The 20,780-nt window shown below is 64.4% G+C and carries 20 protein-coding genes and 1 tRNA gene; 16 read left to right on the forward strand and 5 right to left on the reverse strand.

From position 1 onward, the window contains the following. Nucleotides 1-144 precede the first annotated feature (144 nt). Together AC56LN_RS18270 and trxB are read right to left on the reverse strand one after the other, a co-directional pair. On the reverse strand, nt 145-813 hold the full coding sequence (locus AC56LN_RS18270) for a Smr/MutS family protein (RefSeq protein WP_499573848.1): 669 nt from the start codon (nt 811-813) through the stop codon (nt 145-147). Between the two features lie 23 nt (nt 814-836). Beyond that, on the reverse strand, nt 837-1,805 hold the full coding sequence (gene trxB, locus AC56LN_RS18275; RefSeq protein WP_499573850.1) for a thioredoxin-disulfide reductase: 969 nt from the start codon (nt 1,803-1,805) through the stop codon (nt 837-839). Nucleotides 1,806-2,013: 208 nt separating this feature from the next. Between trxB and AC56LN_RS18280 the strand changes: the two genes are divergently transcribed. The 3 genes from AC56LN_RS18280 (at nt 2,014) to AC56LN_RS18290 (ending at nt 6,561) form a co-directional block, all read left to right on the forward strand. Then, nucleotides 2,014-4,500: a DNA translocase FtsK gene (locus AC56LN_RS18280; RefSeq protein WP_499573852.1), complete on the forward strand. Its 2,487-nt coding sequence runs from the start codon at nt 2,014-2,016 to the stop codon at nt 4,498-4,500. 105 nt (nt 4,501-4,605) lie between these two features. Further along, on the forward strand, nt 4,606-5,241 hold the full coding sequence (gene lolA, locus AC56LN_RS18285; protein WP_499573854.1) for an outer membrane lipoprotein chaperone LolA: 636 nt from the start codon (nt 4,606-4,608) through the stop codon (nt 5,239-5,241). An 18-nt stretch (nt 5,242-5,259) separates the two neighbouring features. After that, entirely contained in the window at nt 5,260-6,561 is a 1,302-nt protein-coding gene (locus AC56LN_RS18290; RefSeq protein WP_499573855.1) for a replication-associated recombination protein A, read from the forward strand. Here the strand turns inward: AC56LN_RS18290 and AC56LN_RS18295 are convergent. Continuing rightward, nucleotides 6,558-6,923, reverse strand: coding sequence for a winged helix-turn-helix domain-containing protein (locus tag AC56LN_RS18295; RefSeq protein ID WP_499573856.1), 366 nt, complete (start codon nt 6,921-6,923; stop codon nt 6,558-6,560). The two genes, AC56LN_RS18290 and AC56LN_RS18295, sit on opposite strands and share 4 nt — an antisense overlap. 137 nt (nt 6,924-7,060) lie before the next feature. Between AC56LN_RS18295 and AC56LN_RS18300 the strand changes: the two genes are divergently transcribed. From AC56LN_RS18300 to AC56LN_RS18340, 9 genes are all read left to right on the forward strand, one after another. Further along, nucleotides 7,061-7,606: a hypothetical protein gene (locus AC56LN_RS18300; protein WP_499573857.1), complete on the forward strand. Its 546-nt coding sequence runs from the start codon at nt 7,061-7,063 to the stop codon at nt 7,604-7,606. Nucleotides 7,607-7,712: 106 nt separating this feature from the next. Further along, nucleotides 7,713-8,237 (forward strand): hypothetical protein, encoded by a 525-nt coding sequence (locus tag AC56LN_RS18305; protein ID WP_499573859.1) that lies wholly within the window; start codon nt 7,713-7,715, stop codon nt 8,235-8,237. A 21-nt stretch (nt 8,238-8,258) separates the two neighbouring features. Next, nucleotides 8,259-9,953 carry a hypothetical protein gene (locus AC56LN_RS18310; RefSeq protein WP_499573861.1) on the forward strand — a complete coding sequence of 565 codons (1,695 nt, stop codon included), beginning with the start codon at nt 8,259-8,261 and terminating at the stop codon, nt 9,951-9,953. Further along, on the forward strand, nt 9,953-12,097 hold the full coding sequence (locus AC56LN_RS18315) for a hypothetical protein (RefSeq protein WP_499573863.1): 2,145 nt from the start codon (nt 9,953-9,955) through the stop codon (nt 12,095-12,097). The genes AC56LN_RS18310 and AC56LN_RS18315 overlap by 1 nt, the downstream gene beginning before the upstream one ends. Before the next feature lie 29 nt (nt 12,098-12,126). Continuing rightward, nucleotides 12,127-12,798, forward strand: coding sequence for a hypothetical protein (locus tag AC56LN_RS18320; protein ID WP_499573865.1), 672 nt, complete (start codon nt 12,127-12,129; stop codon nt 12,796-12,798). A gap of 179 nt (nt 12,799-12,977) precedes the next feature. Further along, nucleotides 12,978-13,160 carry a hypothetical protein gene (locus AC56LN_RS18325; RefSeq protein WP_499573866.1) on the forward strand — a complete coding sequence of 61 codons (183 nt, stop codon included), beginning with the start codon at nt 12,978-12,980 and terminating at the stop codon, nt 13,158-13,160. Between the two features lie 119 nt (nt 13,161-13,279). Then, nucleotides 13,280-14,575, forward strand: a complete 1,296-nt coding sequence (serS, locus tag AC56LN_RS18330) for a serine--tRNA ligase (RefSeq protein WP_499573867.1) — start codon at nt 13,280-13,282, stop codon at nt 14,573-14,575. Nucleotides 14,576-14,687: 112 nt separating this feature from the next. After that, nucleotides 14,688-14,777, forward strand: a tRNA-Ser gene (locus tag AC56LN_RS18335). A 65-nt stretch (nt 14,778-14,842) separates the two neighbouring features. After that, nucleotides 14,843-15,835, forward strand: a complete 993-nt coding sequence (locus AC56LN_RS18340; RefSeq protein ID WP_499573869.1) for a bile acid:sodium symporter family protein — start codon at nt 14,843-14,845, stop codon at nt 15,833-15,835. On the opposite strand, the gene AC56LN_RS18345 is transcribed toward AC56LN_RS18340, so the two are convergent. Further along, nucleotides 15,832-16,365 (reverse strand): arsinothricin resistance N-acetyltransferase ArsN1 family B, encoded by a 534-nt coding sequence (locus AC56LN_RS18345; protein WP_499573871.1) that lies wholly within the window; start codon nt 16,363-16,365, stop codon nt 15,832-15,834. The two genes, AC56LN_RS18340 and AC56LN_RS18345, sit on opposite strands and share 4 nt — an antisense overlap. A 144-nt stretch (nt 16,366-16,509) precedes the next feature. Here AC56LN_RS18345 and AC56LN_RS18350 point away from each other — a divergent pair, with 144 nt between their 5' ends. Genes AC56LN_RS18350 through AC56LN_RS18365 form a run of 4 tightly spaced genes read left to right on the forward strand, consistent with a single transcriptional unit; the run spans nt 16,510 to nt 20,507 of the window. Continuing rightward, the gene (locus AC56LN_RS18350; RefSeq protein ID WP_499573875.1) at nt 16,510-18,015 is read left to right on the forward strand and encodes a DASS family sodium-coupled anion symporter; all 1,506 of its coding nucleotides are present in this window, start codon (nt 16,510-16,512) and stop codon (nt 18,013-18,015) included. A 25-nt stretch (nt 18,016-18,040) separates the two neighbouring features. Then, a complete protein-coding gene (locus tag AC56LN_RS18355; protein ID WP_499573877.1) occupies nt 18,041-19,009 on the forward strand; it encodes a phosphate acetyltransferase in 969 nt (322 codons plus the stop codon). Next, nucleotides 19,009-20,223 (forward strand): acetate/propionate family kinase, encoded by a 1,215-nt coding sequence (locus AC56LN_RS18360; RefSeq protein WP_499573975.1) that lies wholly within the window; start codon nt 19,009-19,011, stop codon nt 20,221-20,223. The genes AC56LN_RS18355 and AC56LN_RS18360 overlap by 1 nt, the downstream gene beginning before the upstream one ends. After that, complete coding sequence (locus AC56LN_RS18365; protein ID WP_183550915.1) at nt 20,220-20,507, forward strand: RNA recognition motif domain-containing protein; 288 nt, start codon at nt 20,220-20,222, stop codon at nt 20,505-20,507. Before AC56LN_RS18360 ends, AC56LN_RS18365 begins: the two co-directional genes overlap by 4 nt. Here AC56LN_RS18365 and AC56LN_RS18370 read toward each other — a convergent pair. Beyond that, on the reverse strand, nt 20,468-20,776 hold the full coding sequence (locus tag AC56LN_RS18370) for a hypothetical protein (RefSeq protein WP_499573879.1): 309 nt from the start codon (nt 20,774-20,776) through the stop codon (nt 20,468-20,470). The genes AC56LN_RS18365 and AC56LN_RS18370 overlap by 40 nt on opposite strands. Nucleotides 20,777-20,780 lie beyond the last annotated feature (4 nt).

The following is a 20,780-nucleotide window of genomic DNA, read 5'->3' on the forward strand; positions in this document are numbered from 1 at the left end:
CAAATCACACCACCCCTAGTCGAATGACCGGCAACAGACCGGCCGAGAGGAATTCTACAATCAACCTGCAAAAGGCGTCGGCACTGCAAACACGAACATTGCAATTGTTACACAGCCGTGTTGCGTTACCCATACAGACGCTTGTTATTCCAGCATCGCGGCGCGCAACAAGGCAATCAGGGCGCCATGCCCGCCGTCGGAACGGCCGGCCGCGCAAAAGGCAATCACTTCGTTCTTTTGCACCAGCCAGCTGTGCACGATGCCGCGCAGCACGGGCGCACCACCCGGGGAGCCGTAGCCGATCCCGTGGATGATGCGCACGCAGCGCACGCCACGCCGGTTGGCGCGGTGCAAAAAGTCGGTGAGGGCATCGCGCGCGGCGTCGCGGTTCATGCCATGCAGGTCGAGTTCGTCCTGGATCGGCCAGTGGCGTTTGCGCAATTTGCGCACGACGTCGGGGCCGACGCCGTCGCGCGAGTAACTGAGGGCCGGATCTTCGTCGAGCATGCCTTCGACATCGAATTCGTCGGACAGCGATTCGCGCAGGACGGCCTCGGTTTCCTCTTCGGCAGAGAGCACCGGCCCCTTGCGCAGGTCGCGGTTCGGGGCGACGTACACCGGGCGGTGCACGTAGCGGTCGGATTCGGGCAGCTTGCGCACGCCCTGCATCGAGCTGCGAAATTCAACGGCCCGTTCGCGTGCCAGGCGTTCGCGCTGTTCACGCTCGGCCTGTTCGATGGCGCGCACGCGCTCGGTTTCCTTGAGCTGGTCGCGCAAGCCCTTGAGCTCGGCGAAGTCTTTCATGCCTGCCATCGAATGCGGTCCCTGGTGAGGATTTACTGTGGGTCGTCTTCCAGCGCTTCGAGATAGCGCTGTGCGTCGAGCGCGGCCATGCAGCCGGTGCCCGAACTGGTGATCGCCTGGCGGTAAATATGATCCTGCACGTCGCCGGCAGCAAACACGCCCGGCACGCTGGTGGCGGTCGCCATGCCTTCGAGGCCCGACCTGGTCACCAGGTAGCCGCCGCTGTGCATCTCGAGCTGGCCTTCGAAGATGCCGGTGTTCGGCTTGTGGCCGATCGCCACGAACAGGCCGTGCACGGTCAGGTCCTTCGATTCGCCCGTCTGGGTCGACTTCAGGCGCAGGCCGGTCACGCCGCTGTTGTCGCCCAGGACTTCGTCGAGCGTCTGGTTGTATTCCAGCACGATCTTGCCTTCGGAAACCTTGTGCATCAGGCGGTCAACGAGGATCGGCTCGGCGCGGAACTTGTCGCGGCGGTGGATCAGCGTGACCTTGGAGGCGATGCCGGCCAGGTACAGCGCTTCTTCGACGGCAGTGTTGCCGCCGCCGATGACGGCGACTTCCTGGTTGCGGTAGAAGAAACCATCGCAGGTGGCGCAGGCCGACACGCCCTTGCCCATGAACGCCTGCTCGGATGGCAGACCCAGGTACTGGGCCGAGGCGCCGGTGGCGATGATCAGGGCGTCGCAGGTGAACGTGAAGCTGTCGCCCACCAGGCGGATCGGCTTTTCGTTCAGGTAGGTCGTGTGGATCTGGTCGAACACGATCTCGGTATTGAAGCGCTCGGCGTGCTGCAGCAGGCGCTGCATCAGTTCCGGGCCTTGCACGCCCATCGGATCGCCCGGCCAGTTCTCGACATCGGTAGTGGTCATCAGCTGGCCGCCTTGCTCGACGCCCGTCACCAGCATCGGCTTGAGGTTGGCGCGCGCGGCGTACACGGCAGCGCTGTAGCCGGCAGGACCGGAACCGAGGATGAGGACTTTGGCGTGTTTAGTTGTAGTCATGGCGGCGCTTCAATGATTGTTAATAGACACACGGCAATTGGGGGCAGCTTGAGAAGAATCAAGGCCCACGCGGGCGCCGGTCGGGGTGTGCGAAAGAGGGCAGATTATAGACGATGCGGCGCGCGGGCATGAATCGTGGGGCCGGCGCGACCATATATCGCTTAGAATGACCGGATCGTCGATTCGTAGTTACCTAGTAGTGCCTGCAATGAGCAAGAATAGTCCAGCCGCCACCTCCGGATACACCCGCACCAAGCAAACGGCCCGCGCGCCGCTGCCAGGCCGCCTGTCGCGCCTGCTGTCCGAAGCGCGCTGGATCGCCGGCGCCGTCGCGTTCCTCTATTTCGTCCTGATTCTCCTTAGCTACAGCAAGGGTGACCCCGGCTGGTCGCACGCCAATTCGGTGCCCCGCATCGACAATCTGGGCGGGCGCGCCGGTGCCTGGCTGTCCGACCTGCTGCTGTTCATCTTCGGTTTTTCCGCCTGGTGGTGGAGCGTCATCTTCCTGCGCCAGGTCTGGCGCGGCTGGCGGCGCCTGACCGACAAGCTCGGCACCGCCGCAGCGGCCGAACCCGTGCACCATGGTGAAATCTACGTCCGCTGGATCGGCTTTGCGCTGATGTTCGCCGGCAGCGTCGGCCTCGAATACCTGCGCATGTGGTCGTGGGACGTCGAACTGCCGCGCGCACCGGGCGGCGTGCTGGGGCAACTGATCGGGCATGCCAGCCAGGTCACGTTCGGCGCCACCGGCGCCACCTTGCTGCTGTTGCTGCTGTTCGGCCTGGGCTTTTCGCTGTTCTTCCAGGTCTCGTGGCTGGCCGTGGCCGAGCGCATCGGCGGCGTGTTCGACGACGCGTTCGACTGGTTCCGCCTGCGCATGGAAGACATCGAAGACCGCAAGCAGGGCGAAGTGGCGGCCGTCAAGCGCGATGAGGTCGTCGACCATGGCCGCGCCAAGTTCACCGAAAAGCATTCGAACGAGCCGATCCCGGTCGTCAAGGCCGAGCCGTCGCTCGACATGGCGCCCGCGCCTGTATCCATGGCCAAATCGACGGCGTCGTCGGTCTCGGGTGCAGCATCCAGCGGTGCGCCAGGTGCCCAGCCTGCGCTGCAGCCGATCAAGATCGAGCCGCAGATGGTCAGCGTGCCCAAGTCCGAGCGCGCCGAAAAGGAACGCCAGACGCCGTTGTTCTCCGATCACCGGGGCGATTCCGACCTGCCGCCACTGGCGCTGCTGGATGAAGCGCCGCCCGTCACCGAGACGGTCAGCGTCGAGACGCTCGAATTCACCAGCCGCCTCATCGAAAAGAAACTGTCCGACTTCGGCGTCGACGCCAAGGTCGTGGCCGCCTATCCGGGCCCCGTTGTCACGCGCTACGAGATCGAGCCCGCCACCGGCGTGAAGGGCAGCCAGATCGTCAACCTGGCGCGCGACCTGGCGCGTTCGCTGTCGCTGACCTCGATCCGCGTCGTGGAAACCATCCCCGGCAAGAACTACATGGCGCTCGAGTTGCCAAACCCGAAACGCCAGATCGTGCGCCTGTCCGAAATCGTCGGCTCCAAGGTGTATGGCGACAGCGCGTCGAGCCTGACCGTGGCGCTGGGCAAGGACATCGCCGGCAAGCCGGTGGTGGCCGACCTGGCCAAGATGCCGCACCTGCTGGTGGCGGGTACGACCGGCTCCGGTAAATCGGTCGGCATCAACGCCACCATCCTGTCGCTGCTCTACAAATCTGACCCGGCTGACGTGCGCCTGATCCTGATCGACCCGAAAATGCTCGAAATGTCGGTCTACGAAGGCATTCCACACCTGCTCGCGCCGGTTGTCACCGACATGCGCCAGGCCGGTCACGCGCTGAACTGGGCCGTCAACGAGATGGAACGCCGTTACAAGCTCATGAGCAAGCTCGGCGTGCGGAATCTGGCGGGCTACAACAACAAGATCCTCGAGGCCACCAAGCGCGAAGAGCACATCCCGAATCCGTTCTCGATCATGCCGGACAACCCGGAGCCGCTCGAAAAGCTGCCGACCATCGTCATCATCATCGACGAACTGGCCGACCTGATGATGGTCGTCGGTAAAAAGGTCGAAGAGCTGATCGCCCGTATCGCGCAAAAGGCGCGCGCGGCCGGCATCCACCTGATCCTGGCGACGCAGCGCCCGTCGGTCGACGTCATCACTGGCCTGATCAAGGCGAACATCCCGACCCGCATCGCGTTCCAGGTGTCGTCGAAGATCGATTCGCGCACGATTCTCGACCAGATGGGCGCCGAAGCGCTGCTGGGCATGGGTGACATGCTGTACATGCCGCCGGGTACCGGCCTGCCGGTGCGCGTGCACGGCGCGTTCGTGTCCGACGAGGAAGTGCATCGAGTTGTAAAACATCTGCAATCGCTCGGCGAGCCGAACTATATTGAGGGCATCCTCGAAGGCGGCACGCTGGAAGAAGGCGGCGCAGCCGACGGGGCCCCGGCAGGCGAGGGCGGCGGTGAGGCCGACGCGCTGTACGACCAGGCGGTGCAGGTGGTGCTCAAGAACCGCCGCGCATCGATCTCGCTGGTCCAGCGTCACCTGCGCATCGGCTACAACCGCGCCGCACGCCTGCTGGAACAGATGGAAAACAGCGGCGTCGTCTCGCCGATGCAGTCGAACGGCAACCGCGACATCCTGGTGCCGGCGGCCAGCGCGGAATAACATCCCGCTCGCCAAGCACCCTTGTCGCACGTAGGGTGGACGGCTCCGCCGTCCACGCGTCCAACCTGCCCGAGCAGGCCCCAACAACAAGAAAAGGCCCCAAGCATGCAAGCAACCAAACTCACGATCACCGCACTGCTGGCCACAAGCGCCTTCGCGTTCTCGACCATCGCCAGCGCCGCCGCACTCGACCAATTCAAATCCTTCGTGGCCAGCACCAAATCGGCCAAGGGCGAATTCACCCAGCAACAGCTGGGCAAATCCAAAAGCGGCAAGGCCAGCCCCGCATCGAGCGGCAGCTTCGTCTTCGCCCGCCCCGGCAAATTCATCTGGACCTACCAGAAGCCGTACGAGCAGGTCCTGCAAGCCGATGGCGACCAGCTGTATATCTACGACAAGGACCTGAACCAGGTCACCGTACGCAAACTGGGCAACGCACTGGGCTCGTCCCCGGCCGCGATCCTGTTTGGCAGCAACAAGCTGGAAGAAAACTTCACGCTCAGCGAAGCTGGCGAGCGCGACGGCATGGAATGGCTGAAGGCCGTCCCGAAAGCCAGGGACACGTCGTTCGAGCAGATCAGCATCGGCCTGAAGGGCGGCGTGCCGCTGGCAATGGAACTGAAGGACACGTTTGGCCAGACGTCGCGCCTGACCTTCACGAACTTCCAGCGCAACCCGGCTTTGGGCGCGCAGCAATTCAAGTTCGAGACGCCCAAGGGCGCCGACGTCGTCAACCAGTAAGCCGTACCGGAGAGCGCCGTGGATGACCTGTTCAAGACCGAACCGGCGGCGCCGCTGGCCGAGGCCCTGCGCCCGCGCACCATCGACGAGGTGGTGGGGCAGAGCCACCTGCTGGGTCCCGGCAAGCCGCTGAACCTGGTCTTCAAGTCGGGTAAACCCCATTCGATGATCCTGTGGGGGCCGCCGGGCGTGGGCAAGACCACGCTGGCGCGGCTGACCGCGTATGCATTCGACTGCGAATTCATCGCCCTGTCGGCCGTGCTGTCGGGCGTGAAGGATATCCGCGCGTCGATCGACCAGGCCGAGCAGTATCTGGCGCGCGGCAAGCACACGATCCTGTTTATCGACGAAATCCACCGCTTCAACAAGTCGCAGCAGGATGCCTTGCTGCCGTTCGTCGAAAGCGGCCTGGTGACGCTGATCGGCGCAACGACCGAGAACCCGTCATTCGAGGTCAATTCGGCGCTGCTGTCGCGCTCGCAGGTGTATACGCTCAAGGCGCTGACCGATGACGAGCTGCGCCAGTTGCTGGCGCGCGCGAAGGAATCCGTGCTGCAGCATCTCGAATTCGACGAGGTCGCCATCGACACGCTGATCGGCTACGCCGACGGCGACGCGCGCCGCTTCCTGAACCTGCTCGAGCAAACCAAGACGTCCAGCGACACGGCCGGCATCACGCACATCACGGCCGACTTCGTCGAGAATGCGCTGACGCTGAATGTGCGCCGCTTCGACAAGGGCGGCGACAACTTCTACGACCAGATCTCGGCGCTGCACAAATCGGTGCGCGGCTCGCACCCCGATGCCGCGCTGTACTGGCTGTGCCGGATGCTCGACGGCGGGGCCGATGCCAAGTACCTGTCGCGCCGCATCGTGCGCATGGCCTGGGAAGACATCGGCATTGCCGATCCGCGCGCGATCCAGCTGGCCAATGACGCGGCCGCCACCTACGAGCGGCTCGGCTCGCCGGAAGGCGAACTGGCGCTGGGCCAGGCGGTGATCTACCTGGCGATTGCCGCCAAGAGCAATGCCGGCTACAACGCCTTCAATGCGGCGATGGCATTCGTGCGCAAGGACAAGTCGCGCGAAGTGCCGGTGCACCTGCGCAATGCACCGACCAAGCTCATGAAAGAACTGGGCTACGGTCACGATTACCGGTATGCGCACGACGAGCCCAACGCGTATGCGGCGGGCGAGAGCTACCTGCCATACGACATGCCCGAGCCAGGCTGGTACCAGCCGGTGCCGCGCGGGATCGAGACCAAGATCGCCGAAAAAATGGCGTGGCTGCGCGGGCTGGACGACGAGGCGCGCCGCTAGCGGCCCTCGGCGGCTTTCACCAGCAGGCCTGAAAGTTCATCGAAATACGCCAGCGCGGCCGGCGTGAGGTCGACCTGCTTGCGCCGGGTGTCCTCGGTGTCGGTGAGCGTGAGCCAGCCTTTCTTGCGCATGGCCGTGACCCGCGCATGGATGGTGGCAGGCGCGCCAAGGTGTTCCTGCGCCATCAGGTCACGCACGGAGAGGCGCTGGTGCGCCTGCGACGCGCGGGCGACGACGGTCAGCACGCGCTCTTCGCGCGCGTCCAGCGGCCCCAGCGTGGGCAGCGTGCGCAGGGCATCGACCAGATGCAGGAAGCGCAGGTAGATATCAGCTGGCCGCGTTGGTGATTTATCGTGACTCATCGAGGTCCCATACCCAATATGGATAATATTCATTGCACTGGTGCCAATCGCAGGCCTGCGCGCTGCAGATGACAACTGCCCGCTTATAATCCGGTCTCTGCCCAGTGTATTGACATTGTAACGAAAGCCTCCCGGTCATGCGTCAGCTGCAGCTTGAATGTACGTTGGTTGCGGGTACCGCGCTCCTGTTCCTGGCCACGATCCTGCTGAACGAACTGTTATTCACGCACTTCGAGTTCGCCCCCGGCATCAACCTGATCTATCTGCCCGCCGGCGTGCGCCTGCTGAGCGTCCTGCTGTTTGCCGAAGCCGGCGCCATCGGCCTGCTGCTGGCTTCCTGGGGCATCTGCTTCTTCTATATGTTCCCGGATGATCCGCTGCGCTCGTTCATCGGCGGCATCCTGTCGGCGCTGGCGCCGTATCTGGCCTACCGCGCATTGCTGGCCTCGGGCATCGGCGCCTCGCTGCGCGGCATGAGCGGCCCGCGACTGTTGTGCTTCGCGCTGCTGTTTTCTGTCATGAGTCCGGCCATGCACCACGTCTGGTTCGCGCTGACGGGTGGGCACGATCTGTGGCATGGCTTCGCGGTCATGTACGTTGGTGACCTGGCGGGCACGCTCATCGTGCTGTACGGCGCCAGGCTCATCCTGCGCGTGTTCTGGCCAAAGCCTGCTTTCCGGTAAAAACAATTTCTTTACAGAAAATAAATACAGGCGTACGATACGTTCCCATAATTATAACGTTCTATTACTTATAACGATTGGGCCTGGGATGCGGACAAGATCAAGCTTGCTTTACGCTGGCGTGCTGGCGCTGTCGATCGCGACAACATTACTGGCTGGCTGCGATCGCGCGCGTCACAGTGTGGCCGAAGCGATTCGCCCGGCCAGTCCGGCCGAGGTTGCAGGCGCGCTGCGTGAACAGATTGCCAAGGGCGAGTTCAGCCGGGCCAGTGCCGATGGCACCGCCTGGCTGGCGAATCAGACCGACCCAAGCGGCGGCGTGGCCTGGGAAACGGCAAAAGCGTGTGCGCAGGCAGGCCACGCCGATGCAGCGATCCGCTTCGCCGGCATGGCGGTGCAGGGCGGCGCGGTGGACGGGGTGCGGCTGATGACTGAGCCCATGCTCGAACCCTTGCGTCTTGACGAGCGCCTCGTCGCTCTGGCCGCAGGTACTGATGGTCAGACCAATACCCAGGCGCCTGGCGCCACGCCGGCCCCTGCGCCAGCGTCATCCAATGCTGCGGCGGCGTCGATTGGCGTTGATGGCATCACGGCCAGCGCCGGCGATGTGTCGGTCCGGCTTCCCGATTAATCTTTTCTCTCCCACTTTTCCATGATGAAGAAACATCTGCTGCCGGCGCTGCTTGCGCTGAGTATTGCTGCGCCGGTCACGGCCGAAACTTTCCAGGCCAACGGTATCAAGGAACTGAGTATCAAGGCGAATGGCGACTTGATTAACGCTCGTCGTATCGCGCGCGAACAGGCCGAGAAAGACGCCGTGGCCAGCGTGCTCAAGATCAAGCTCAGCGCCGACCTGAACGACCCGAAAGTGCGCAATGCGCTGCCCGATCTGCACAAGCAGCTGGCCGACAAGCTGCGCACATCGTTCAGTGCCGAGGGCGACGTCCTCAGTGCGCGCAGCGTGCTGCAGGTTGAATCGGGCGAGTTCCTTGATCTGGCACGTTCGCTGGGCATCGGTTCGGGCGTGGCGGTCGCCAATGCAAGGGTACTGTTCCTGATCGACGAGTACTTTGGTGTCGGCACCCGGCTTGATCCGTCGCTGCCGATCGTCACTGAAATCGATTATTCGCACGACAAGAGCGCAATGTCGGACCAGAGCACGTCGGTCGCGTCATCGCGCAGCGCCTCGAGTTCGTCCGCCAGCGCGGCCAAGGGCAGCGTCGCAGCCGCCTCGTCGGACAAGGCCGCGTTCGCCGCCAGTTCGGCGTCGTCCGTGGCGGCGCGTGATCGCCAGGCCCACAGCGGCTCTGCCAGCGGCGCGATGGCGCTGCGTGATGGTTACGGTAATGCCGGCGCCGCTTCGGGCAGCACCTCGTCATCCGGTGCCCGTGACACGCAGTTTGCCGGCGCCCAGAAATCGTCCGCCGCCGGCAGTACGTCGTCGCAGGCGGCCATGAGCGCCACGTACGCGAACGCCAGCGCCAGCAAGTCGGCAAGTGCGGCGGGCTACTCGGCGCAGAATACTGACGTCCGGCGCCAGAATGACGTGGTCAACCTCAAGGTGCGCCAGGTCTTTGCCGGCATCGACAATGGCCGGCCGGTCGAGGCCAGCAGTGCCCTGATCACCCAGAAGCTGCAGCAGGTCGCGGGCGATTTCGGCCTGGCCTTTACCGACGAGCGCGATTTCCGCGTCGAAGGCGGGCAGCGCCTGACCGTCAGCGATATCGAGCGCCTGCAGAAGTTCGATACCTATCTGGCGAAGGCCGCGGCAGGCAGCTACCGCGCCAAGTATGTCGTCTATGGACGTGCCCGCATGCAGACCGAAGGAACGAGTCCGAGCGGCCAGACCGAATGTTCCGGACAATTGCAGCTGACGTCGTCGAACGTCGACACCGGCGCCGGCTTCGTGGCCGGCACGATCGTCAAGCGTGCTACCGGCAGCAGCGACCAGAACTGCCGTGGCAACCTTTCCGAGGCGATGGCGCGTGCGCTCGCCGACACGATCGGCACCAATGCCCAGCGCGCGCTGCAGCAGGGCGCCGTCCAGGGCACGCCGTATTTTGTCTCGATCTACAGCGCACTGCGCGTGCCGGGCAAGGTGCGGCGCGACTTCTCGAGCCGCCTGAAGGCAATCGAAGGCGTGGTCGAAGTCGGTGACGGCGACAACGCGACCGACGAGCTGCGTACCTGGAACGTCATGGCCAAGGGTAACTTCAGCGAGCGGATCGAAGACATGGTCGACGCCTTCAAGGAATCCGGCGACGCTGCGTACAAGGACGCCCGCTTTGAACGCCGGGGCGACCGCCTCGTGATGTGCATCGAAGGCAAGTGTCCGGAGCGAATCTGATGGGAGGTTGTGTGCGCATGATGGGCAAGGTTGCCCGTCTGGTCATCGGTCTCGGCATCGGCATTGCCACCGTCTTGCCGGCCGCAGCGGCATCGTTCTATCTGTTTCCCGTGCAGGAAATCGAGGGCATGTCGGCAGAGGGACAAAAAGCACGCCGTATGCTCGACCCCGGTGTGATGGCGCGCCTGTTCGGCGACAAGGCCGGGCAGCAGGCGCAGGCTGCGCTGGTCACGCAGTTCGTCAATCAGTTGCACGGGGCCTATCCGGACTCACTCATCCATGCGCGGCAGGTTGCCGACAACAACATCGGTCAAGGCCACCGCTTCGTCAATGACGGCAGCCTGCAGTGCCGCGCGGCGCCATCGTTCAAGGTGGCCGATACCTACGCCGTGGTGCTCGGCATCACGCGGGCGTCCCTGTACAAGGTCGAGCGTGGCGACAACGTCGAGGTGCTGGTGCCGGTGACGCTCAGCCTGCAGTTTGTCCGTCCGAGTCTGGCCAAGGTCGTCTACACGATGAGCGAAACGGTCTATACGCCGTTTCGCTTCAGCCGCAGCGAGTACGCATCGGGAGCAATGGATGCGACCATCCGCGCCGAAGTCCTCAAGAGCATCGGCGAACAGATCGGTACGCTGGTTGCCGGTGCGCGCGCTGCCTTCGACCCCAGGTCGACGACAGTCAGGCTGGTGGACCGCGACGGCAAGTTCCTGGTCGCCGATCGTGGTGTCGAGGCCGGGTTCGTCAAGGGCGAGCAGGTCGAGGCGCGCTCTGCCGACGGCCAGGCCAGCATCTTCGACGTGCTCTACGCTGACAGCGGCTACGCCGTATTGCGCAGCGCCATGGGTTCGGCAAGCGTGGGCGACAGCCTGCAATTCACGTTCGAAAGCACGGGCGACGACAGCCGCAAACCACGCCTGATGCCGGTGGTTGCCAGCAACGATCCTGACGGCGCGGCGGTCGCCGACATGTTTGGACGCGCCATCGGCTTCAAGGCAACCTTCCAGCTCAGCCCGGTCGACGTGCATTTTGACCAGACCAGGCAACGCATCACCCGCGTGGCCAATTGTGTCGACTGGAGCAAATTGCCGAGCATGGCGCAGGCATCCGGCGAGCGAAACGATCCCCCCGACTTCTTCCTGCGCTTCACGCCGGTGAGCACGCCGTCGGTTGTCCTGAGTGGCGTGCGCGGCGCCGTGACCGAGGAACGCTTTCATACGCTCGTGACGGCGCAGGTCGTTGACCAGTTCGGCAAGGTCGTGTTTTCGGAGCTGGGCGATGACGATCACCGGATCGAACGCGTCGGCGGCAAGGGCCTGGGCCTGCCGGAGGCGCGCGAAGTCGCCCTCAAGAATGCAACCGGCAAGCTGGCGGACAACTTCCTCGCCAATGTGCGCTTTGCCGCGCGCGAACTGCGCGTGGTGAAGGTGGATGCAGAACGGCTCTGGGTCGAGGGCATGGACGGCGTGCCGACCGGGCTGCCCAGCTTTGGCGTGCTCCATCCGCTGTCAGCGAAAGCAGGAAACAAGGCAGCGCTGCTGGATCTGGACGTCCAGCCTGGCAGCATCAATGCCGTCGGCGACGGTGCGCTTGTCGGCCTGTCGTATTCGGCCGTCAATCCGGCATTGCCGCGTCCGCAGCGTGGCGACATCGTGCGTCTGTATGGGCAGCAACTGGCCGGCGTGACGCGCGTGACCGATTGCGCGGAGCCGCTGTATGTCGGGCAGAACAATGTGGCCGAGGCGGCGTTTGCGGGGCCGCTGGTGCGCCACGCTGTCTATCGTTCGCGCAACTATGCCGGGCATGTAGGCGACCCCGCGTTCTACGACACCGCCAATGCGCTGCTGCGCACCGGCCTGTTCGACCTGCGCTTGCAGGCGCCGGCGATCGGCCTGTGCGTCCAGCCGGGATATGTCATGCGCGAAGAAGCGGCGCAGTGCGCCGGCTCAGCATGCAGTGCCACGCTGATGCTGGGCCTGCAAGCACGTTTCAAGGCAGGAGGCGAGTTGAAGCATACGGCAGCCTCTGGCTTGCGCACCGAATTCAGTGGGGTGCCGCCGCAGGGCAGGGAGGCATTCTACGGATACAAAGGACTGGGCAACGGGCTGTCGATGCAGCCCGACCTGCTCAAGAAAATCGAGAACTGATCAACGTTACAGCACAGGGATACAAAAAAATGAACAAGATTGCACAAGCCGTCGTCGTGGCAGCATGCCTGATGGGTGCCGGCACGGCCCAGGCCCAGCTGGGTGGCCTGGGTGGCCTGTTGGGCGGCGCGAAGAGCAGCAACAGTGGCGGTGATATCGGCGCCAGCGTCGGCACCTTCGTCAGCCAGAGCGCGGTGCTGGGCGCACTGACCAGCCAATCGCTGGTGGCGATCAATTCAGCCTTCATGAGCAAGGAAGACAGCGCCGTCATCCAGGCCGAACTGAATGCCATCAACAAGCTGACCGATCCGGGCGAAAAGAACGTGCGCACGAAAAAGCTGTATGAGTCGCAGTCGGCCGAAACGAAGCGCCTGCTCGACTCGGGCGACATGAAGGGCCGCATGGCCACGCTCGACGCCGACGGTCGCAAACAGATCGGCAGCGCCTTGCTCAACTTTGGTATCGGCGGTCTGCAAGCGCTCGAGTTGACCAAGACCGGGCAGGCGCTGATCGGCCAGGCCGGCGCCAATCCGATGAACCTGACGAAAATCATGCCGGTCAAGGACACCTTGCCACTGCTGGGTAAAGTCGTCAGCGATTCAGGTGGCATCATCGCCGGCGTGGTGAAACTGGCGCAGGGCGCCAAAATTGACGTGCCGAAAGTGACGGCCAGTTCCAAGCCGGTCGATCTGGCCTTCTGATCCCGCATGGCGCACAGCGCCATTCAGGGCGATGTTGCCGTCGGTCGCATGGCGGCGCATTCTGCGCCGCAGTTCATGCGCTTCGTCGCAAGTCGATGGTGGTTCAGGGGATCGGTGGCTACAGTACCACCATACCGCAGCACCTCTGCGACCCCTGAAACCACCACCGAGGAGCCATCATGAACATCCGTAAAAACTTCGAAGCCCTGTTCCTGGCCGTTGTCGCACTGGGCCTGGTTGGCAGCTACGTCACCGCCAGCGAACGGCCGATCACGATCGCCGCATCGACCGCGCCAAAGCTCGACATGGCCAGCATCCAGACCGTCGTCGTGAGCGCGCCGCGCCTGGCCGCCACGCTGTAATTCGCCGCCGAGCGGTGGGCAGGCGAGGGCCCGGCAGCATCACTGCCAAATCTCGCAAGGAATGCCAGTCGGCTTGGTACAATTGTGGTTTCGATACACACAGCCTGGTCCAACCCGACATGATTGACATCCAACTTCTCCGCAAAGACATCGACACCGCTGCCGCCCGCCTGGCGACCCGCAAGTACCAGCTCGATGTGTCCGCCTTCAGTGCACTGGAGGCCGAACGCAAGGCCATCCAGACGCGCACCGAAGAACTGCAGGGCAAGCGCAATGCGCTGTCCAAGCAGATCGGCATGCTCAAGGGCAAAGGCGAAGACACGACGGCCGTGATGGCGGAAGTGGCAGGCCTGGCCGACGAACTCAAGGCTAATGAAGGCGCGCTGGCCAAGGTGCAGGAGAGCATGGCCCAGTTCATGGCGGCCGTGCCGAATCTGCCGCACGAGAGCGCCCCGCAGGGCCTCGATGAAAGCGGCAACGTCGAAGTGCGCAAGGTGGGCACCGTGCCGGCATTCGACTTCGCCGTGCGCGACCACGTCGACATCGGCGAGCGTCTGGGTCTGGATTTCGAAACCGCCACCAAGATCACCGGTTCGCGCTTCTCGATGATGAAGGGCGGCATGGCGCGCCTGCACCGCGCGCTGGCGCAGTTCATGCTCAACACGCACACCGAACAGCATGGCTACACCGAGTGCTACACCCCGTACATGGTCAATGCCGATTCGCTGCGCGGCACCGGCCAGCTGCCGAAATTCGAAGCCGACCTGTTCTCGGTGAAAAAAGGTGGCGTCGAAGGCGAGGGCGAAACCTTCTACCTGATCCCGACGTCCGAAGTGTCGCTGACCAACGTCGTGCGCGACGAGATCCTGGCGCTGGATGCGCTGCCGCTGAAGATGACGGCGCACACGCCATGCTTCCGCTCCGAAGCCGGCAGCTATGGCCGCGACACGCGCGGCATGATCCGCCAGCACCAGTTCGACAAGGTCGAGCTGGTCCAGGTGGTGCATCCGGAGCAGTCTTACGCCGTGCTGGACGAAATGGTCGGCCATGCCGAGTTCATCCTGACCTCGCTCGGCCTGCCATACCGCGTCATGCTGCTGTGCACGGGCGACATGGGCTTCTCGGCCGCCAAGACCTTCGACATCGAAGTCTGGCTGCCGGCGCAGAACACCTACCGCGAGATTTCGTCGCTGTCGAACTGCGAAGCCTTCCAGGCGCGTCGCATGCAGGCCCGTTTCCGCAATGCCCAGGGCAAGCCTGAGCTTGTGCACACGCTCAATGGCTCCGGTCTGGCCGTGGGCCGCACGCTGGTGGCCGTGCTCGAAAATTACCAGCAGGCCGATGGCAGCGTGATCGTTCCCGAAGTGCTGCGCCCTTACATGGGTGGCCTGGAACGCCTGACGCCGGCAGCGTGAAACGGGTGATGGAAGGAGAAATCAGCCACCGCGCATTTTCTCCCTTCCATTTTCCGATCAATCCGCTATAATGGCGGTCTCTTGCAGCTCACAGCAAGAATCGACCGAATCAGGAGAGGTGGCAGAGTGGTCGAATGTACCTGACTCGAAATCAGGCGTACGCGCGAGCGTACCGTGGGTTCGAATCCCACCCTCTCCGCCAAGTAGCATGGAACAAGCCACCGCAAGGTGGCTTTTTTCATTCCCGAACGCTGCCAGGACTTCCCCATGCTCGCACGACTTGCATCCCGATTTCTGCCGGACCGAATGACCCTGATGCTGCTGGCGGTCGTGGCCGCAGCCAGCATCTTCCCGGCCCAGGGCGACGTCGCAGCCGTGCTGAAGGTCGTCACGATGGTGATGATCGGCGTGCTGTTCTTCCTGCACGGCGCCAAGCTGTCGCGCGCCGCGATCATCGCCGGTGCAACCCACTGGCGCCTGCACCTGCTGGTGCTGCTGTGCACGTTCGCGCTGTTTCCCGTGCTGGCGCTGCTGTCCAAGCCCGGCATCCTGCTGCTGCTAACGCCCGAGCTGTATCTGGGCATCCTGTTCCTGTGCCTGCTGCCCTCGACCGTGCAGTCGTCGATCGCCTTTACGGCGGCGGCGCGCGGCAATGTGCCGGCCGCGGTCTGCAGCGCCTCGGTGTCGAGCCTGCTCGGCATTTTCCTCACGCCGCTGCTGGTGAGCGTGGCGATGCCAGCCTCTTCAGGCGCGGGCGCGTCGCTCGATTCGGTCCTGACGATCGTCTACCAGCTGTTGCTGCCATTCATTGCAGGCCAGATTGCGCGGCGCTGGATCGGTGGCTGGGTTGATCGCCACAAGAGCCTGGTCAGGGGCGTCGACCAGGGCTCGATCCTGCTGGTGGTGTTTTCCGCATTCAGCGCGGCGGTGGTGGAGGGGCTGTGGTCGCGCGTGCCGGCCGCGATGCTGGTCAACCTGGTGGTGGTCTGCATCGTGCTGCTCGCGGTCGTCATGCTGGTGGTGACGTGGCTGGCGCGGCGCTTCGGTTTTTCGAAGGCCGACGAAATCACGATCGTGTTTTGCGGCTCCAAGAAAAGCCTGGCCACCGGCATTCCGCTGGCCCACGTGCTGATTCCCGCCGCCAGCATCAGCATGGTGGTGCTGCCGCTGATGCTGTTCCACCAGATCCAGCTGATCGTCTGCGCGGTCATTGCGGGCCGCTACGCGCGGCGGCCGGTTGAGCCTGCCGAGTCCGTCTAGCCTGGCGCCAGGCGCATCTGCCAGTAACCGACATCGAGCCACAGTCCGAGCTTGAAGCCCACTTCTGAAAAGTGCGCGACCTTCGCAAAGCCCAGGCGTTCGTGCAGCCGGACACTACGCGCGTTCGGCTGCGCGATGCCGGCAATGACGGTGTGCAGCCCGCGTGCGCGCAACTCATCCAGCAAGCTGGCATACAGACGCATGCCATGGCCCTGGCCGGCCAGCGCTGCATCGAGATAGATCGTGCTCTCGACCGCATGGCGGTAGGCGGGCCGGGCGCGCCACTTGGTGGCGTAGGCATAGCCTATGATGGCGTCGCCGTCCGTCAGCACCAGCCAGGGAAGGCCGCCGTCGATGACGTCGGCGATGCGCGCGGCCATGCCGTCGGCAGTCACCGGCGCTTCCTCGAACGAAATGGTCGTGCCGTCGACGTAATGGTTGTAGATGGCGCAGATGCGGGCGGCGTCAAGCGGGCATGCGGGGCGGATAGCGGTCATCGTCGGGTACAAGGCCATGTAAAAACGCATCATAAGATAAGCCGGGCCGCAGACCACGACCTGTGTGAATACCTGACCAAACCGCTCGATGATTGATGCGGTGCAATATATTCCTGTTACCATCCAAACCAGTAGTCAATATTTTCCCTGTCTGGTCGGTTACGTAGAAGGAAGTTCATGCTGTTGCGCTTGCAGGCTGCATTTCGTTATTTCAATCAGGCCGTGCCGTTTCGCCTGATCCCTGCACTGGTCACCACTGCCGTACTGCTCACGCTGCTGGCCATTCCGCATCCCGCAGGCTTGACCGCTGGTGCCTGGACGCTGGTGGCGATCTTTCTGACCACCATCGTCGCCATCATTCTGAAAGTCATGCCGATTGGCGTCATGGCGCTGATGGCGATCGTGATCGTGGCGCTGTCGCAGGTGACGTCCGGGTCATCCAAGGGCGCGATGGCCGATGCCCTGGGCAGCTTTTCCAGTCCACTGATCTGGCTGATCGTCGTTGCCGTGCTGATTTCGCGGGGGCTGAAAAAGACGGGCCTGGGCAACCGCATCGGACTGAACTTCATCGCGCTGCTGGGCAAGCGCACGATCGGCATCGGCTACGGGCTGGCCGTCTGCGAGCTGGTGCTGGCGCCGTTCACGCCGAGTAATACCGCGCGCGGTGGCGGCATCGTCCACCCGATCATGAAATCGATCGCCGCGTCGTTCGACTCCGACCCGGCCAAGGGCACCGAGGGCAAGGTCGGCACGTATCTCGCGCTGGTCAATTACCACGCCAATCCGATCACCTCTGCGATGTTCCTCACCGCCACCGCGCCCAATCCGCTGGTGGTCGACTTCGTGGCGCGCGCCAGTGGCCAGACATTTCAGCTGAGCTGGACCACGTGGGCGCTGTGCATGGTGTTGCCGGGCCTCGTGTGCCTGTTTTTGATGCCCCTGATTATCTACCTGCTGGCGCCGCCGGAGCTCAAGCAGACGCCGGATGCGATCGGTTTCGCGCGGAGCGAGCTTGCCCGCATGGGGCCGTTGTCGGCCAGCGAGCGCGTCATGCTCGGCACGTTCGGCCTGCTGCTGGTGCTGTGGGCGAACGTGCCGGCCATGCTCTTCGGCAGCGCGTTCACGCTCGACCCGACCGTGGTCGCCTTTGTCGGCCTGTTCATCCTGATCATCACGGGCACGCTCGACTGGGACGATATCCTGTCCGAGAAAAGCGCGTGGGATACGCTGATCTGGTTCGGCGCGCTCGTCATGCTGGCCGAGCAGCTCAACAAGATGGGCGTGATTGCCTGGGCCTCGAACGGCATGCGCGATGCCATCGTTGCCAGCGGCATGGGGTGGGGCGCCGCAGCGAGCGTGCTGGTGCTGGCCTTCGTGCTGTCGCACTACCTGTTTGCCAGCACCACGGCCCACATCAGCGCGATGATGTTCGCGTTCCTGTCGGTGGGCGCCGCGCTGGTGCCGGGCCAGTACCTCGTGCTGTTCCTGCTGATGATGACGGCGGCGTCTGGCATCATGATGACGCTGACCCACTACGCCACCGGTACCTCGCCGATCATCTTCGGCAGCGGGTATGTCACGATGGGGCTGTGGTGGAAAGTCGGCTTCATCATGTGCCTGTTCGAGCTGGCGGTGTTTGCCGTCGTCGGCGGCCTGTGGTGGAAGTTGCTCGGGTACTGGTGAGGTATCCACGTCCAAGGAGAGATAGATGACAGCAGTTGTGACCGAACATCCGTATTACGACCGCCTGATCGAGGCCGGCCGCGCCAACGGCCCGGTGACGGTGGCGGTGGCGCACCCGTGCGACCGCTATGCACTAGAAGCGGCGCTTGACGCAGCCCGCATCGGCCTGATCACGCCGATCCTGGTCGGCCCGGCGGCGCGCATCCATGCTGCGGCCGATGCCGCCGGCCTGGACATCGGCGCGCTGCGCCTGGTCGACACGGCGCACAGCCACGCCTCGGCCGCACGGGCCGTCCAACTGGTGCGCGAAGGGAAGGCTGCCGCGCTGATGAAAGGCAGCCTGCACACGGATGAACTGATGGGCGCCGTGGTGGCCGCCACGACCGGCCTGCGCACGGCGCGGCGCCTGAGCCACTGCTTCGTGATGGACGTGCCGGGGCGCAGCGAACCATTGATCATCACCGACGCCGCCATCAACATCATCCCGACGCTGGCCGAAAAACGCGACATCGTGCAGAACGCGATCGACCTGGCGCACGTGCTGCGCTTCGAGGGCGTGCGTGTGGCGATCCTGGCGGCGGTGGAAACCGTCAGCGACAAGATGCCGTCGACGATCGATGCGGCGGCGCTGTGCAAGATGGCCGACCGCGGCCAGATCACCGGCGGCATCCTCGATGGACCGCTGGCGATGGACAATGCAATCGACCCGCAGGCCGCCGCCGTCAAGGGTCTCGATTCGCCCGTGGCCGGGCGCGCCAATGTACTCGTCGCGCCGGATCTGGAAGCGGGCAACATGCTGGCCAAGAGCCTGACCTTCATGGCCGGGGCGGCGGCGGCCGGCATCGTCCTCGGCGCGCGCGTGCCGCTGATCCTGACCAGCCGCGCCGATTCAGTGGCGGCACGTCTGGCCTCGTGCGCCGTTGCCGTGCTGCTGGCGCGGCATCAGCTGGCTACCGCTACCGCTACCGCCAGTGCCAGCGTGGCGGGGCGCTGATGGCGACGCAGGACTGCATCGCAGTCATCAATGCCGGCTCGTCGAGCATCAAGTTTTCGCTGCATGCGCTGCCTGACCTGGCGCCACTCTTCACGGGCAAGATCGATGGGTTGTATCGGGGCGCCGCGCGCTTCATCGCCCGCGATGCCGCCGGTCACACAGTCGGTGAACATGCCTGGACGGCGCCGCTCGACCACCAGGCCGGGATGGAATACCTGATCGATTTCGCCGAGGGCCACCTGGATGGCTACCGCGTGTGCGCGGTCGGTCACCGTATCGTGCACGGCGGGGTCGACTTCAGTGGCCCGGTGCCGCTGGACGAGGTTGTGCTCGATCGGCTGGCCCGCCTGATTCCGCTCGCGCCGCTGCACCTGCCGCACAATCTGGCGCCGGTGCGCGCCTTGACCGCGCTGCGGCCCGAACTGCTGCAGGTCGGCTGCTTCGACACCGCGTTCCACACGGCGCAGCCGGCGCTGGCGCAGGCGTTCGCGCTGCCGGAGGCGATCACGGAGCTGGGCATCCGCCGCTACGGGTTTCACGGGCTGTCCTACGAATACATCGCGGCCACGCTGCCACAGTGCGATCCGGCACTGGCCGGCGCGCGCGTGGTCGCCGCGCACCTGGGCAACGGTGCCAGCATGTGCGCGATGCAGGGCGGGCGCAGCATGGCCAGCACGATGGGCTTCACGGCGGTCGACGGCCTGCCGATGGGGACACGCTGCGGCGCGCTCGACCCGGGTGTGGTCATCTATCTGATCGAAGAACTGGGCATGACGGTGGAAAGCGTGCAGCGCATGATGTACAACGAATCGGGCTTGCTGGGCGTGTCCGGCGTGTCGTCGGATATGCGCGTGCTCGAAGCGAGCAGCGACCCGCGCGCGCAGCTGGCGATCGACTTGCTGGTGTACCGGATCGGCCGCGAACTGGGTTCGCTGGCCGCAAGCCTGGGCGGGCTGGATGCGCTGGTGTTCTCGGGCGGGATCGGCGAGAACAGCGCACGGCTGCGCGCCGCGGTATGCCGTGATGCGGCCTGGCTCGGCGTTCAACTCGACCCGGCCGCCAACGCGGCGCCGCTGGCCGGCCCGGTCCGTATCAGCCTGCCATCGAGCCGGGTCGCGGTCTGGCTGGTGCCCGCCAACGAAGAACTGATGATCGCGCGCCATGCACGTGATCTGCTCGATCCACCACTGCATGAATCTGGAGAACACCCATGAAAGTCATCCTGTCCGGCTTGCACGCCGATGCCAGCGAAAGCGCCATCATCGAGAGCTTTACCCCGTACTTTCACATCACGCAGGTGGACATGATCCGCGAAGGGTCGCCTGACAGCCCCTGGGCCGTGCTGCACATCGCGGATTCGTACGAGCATGCCTGGGCGGCCTGCAACAGCCTGCGCGGCGTCTTCCATCGGGGCAAGCGCCTGAGCGTCTACATCCCGACGCACCAACCCGACATCTATCACGAGTTCGCGCCGCACGAGCGCCTCGATATCGCTTGAGCGTGGCGCCGCGGCGCGGCATGCCACTGGCAGCCGGGCAGGCGCTGTAACAGCTTTGCCTGCAGCGCCGGGGCGGCGTCGCGCTCGACGCACAGCAATGCGCGCACGTTGCGCCCGCTAGGGCAGGCATCGATGCGCAGGAATCGCACCGCGTCCAGACCAGCGCGGATCACCGCCTCGCGCAAGCTCGTGGACGATGCCGTATCGACCTGCAGCCAGACAAGCATCGTGTGATCCGGGGCAGGGCTGTGAAGGGCGGGGTGTTTCATCGTG

This window comes from Telluria sp. ZT3P26 (assembly GCF_059686035.1).

What these genes read in the sequence shown, in the direction of transcription:
- lolA (WP_499573854.1), top strand. Translation starts at nt 4,606, where the DNA reads ATGCAAGCAACCAAACTCACGATCACCGCACTGCTGGCCACAAGCGCC.
- AC56LN_RS18365 (WP_183550915.1), top strand. Translation starts at nt 20,220, where the DNA reads ATGAAAGTCATCCTGTCCGGCTTGCACGCCGATGCCAGCGAAAGCGCC.
- serS (WP_499573867.1), top strand. Translation starts at nt 13,280, where the DNA reads ATGATTGACATCCAACTTCTCCGCAAAGACATCGACACCGCTGCCGCC.
- AC56LN_RS18295 (WP_499573856.1), bottom strand. Translation starts at nt 6,923, where the DNA reads ATGAGTCACGATAAATCACCAACGCGGCCAGCTGATATCTACCTGCGC.
- AC56LN_RS18350 (WP_499573875.1), top strand. Translation starts at nt 16,510, where the DNA reads ATGCTGTTGCGCTTGCAGGCTGCATTTCGTTATTTCAATCAGGCCGTG.
- AC56LN_RS18325 (WP_499573866.1), top strand. Translation starts at nt 12,978, where the DNA reads ATGAACATCCGTAAAAACTTCGAAGCCCTGTTCCTGGCCGTTGTCGCA.
- AC56LN_RS18320 (WP_499573865.1), top strand. Translation starts at nt 12,127, where the DNA reads ATGAACAAGATTGCACAAGCCGTCGTCGTGGCAGCATGCCTGATGGGT.
- AC56LN_RS18360 (WP_499573975.1), top strand. Translation starts at nt 19,009, where the DNA reads ATGGCGACGCAGGACTGCATCGCAGTCATCAATGCCGGCTCGTCGAGC.
- AC56LN_RS18345 (WP_499573871.1), bottom strand. Translation starts at nt 16,365, where the DNA reads ATGATGCGTTTTTACATGGCCTTGTACCCGACGATGACCGCTATCCGC.
- AC56LN_RS18340 (WP_499573869.1), top strand. Translation starts at nt 14,843, where the DNA reads ATGCTCGCACGACTTGCATCCCGATTTCTGCCGGACCGAATGACCCTG.
- trxB (WP_499573850.1), bottom strand. Translation starts at nt 1,805, where the DNA reads ATGACTACAACTAAACACGCCAAAGTCCTCATCCTCGGTTCCGGTCCT.
- AC56LN_RS18310 (WP_499573861.1), top strand. Translation starts at nt 8,259, where the DNA reads ATGATGAAGAAACATCTGCTGCCGGCGCTGCTTGCGCTGAGTATTGCT.
- AC56LN_RS18270 (WP_499573848.1), bottom strand. Translation starts at nt 813, where the DNA reads ATGGCAGGCATGAAAGACTTCGCCGAGCTCAAGGGCTTGCGCGACCAG.
- AC56LN_RS18300 (WP_499573857.1), top strand. Translation starts at nt 7,061, where the DNA reads ATGCGTCAGCTGCAGCTTGAATGTACGTTGGTTGCGGGTACCGCGCTC.
- AC56LN_RS18315 (WP_499573863.1), top strand. Translation starts at nt 9,953, where the DNA reads ATGGGAGGTTGTGTGCGCATGATGGGCAAGGTTGCCCGTCTGGTCATC.
- AC56LN_RS18355 (WP_499573877.1), top strand. Translation starts at nt 18,041, where the DNA reads ATGACAGCAGTTGTGACCGAACATCCGTATTACGACCGCCTGATCGAG.
- AC56LN_RS18370 (WP_499573879.1), bottom strand. Translation starts at nt 20,776, where the DNA reads ATGAAACACCCCGCCCTTCACAGCCCTGCCCCGGATCACACGATGCTT.
- AC56LN_RS18280 (WP_499573852.1), top strand. Translation starts at nt 2,014, where the DNA reads ATGAGCAAGAATAGTCCAGCCGCCACCTCCGGATACACCCGCACCAAG.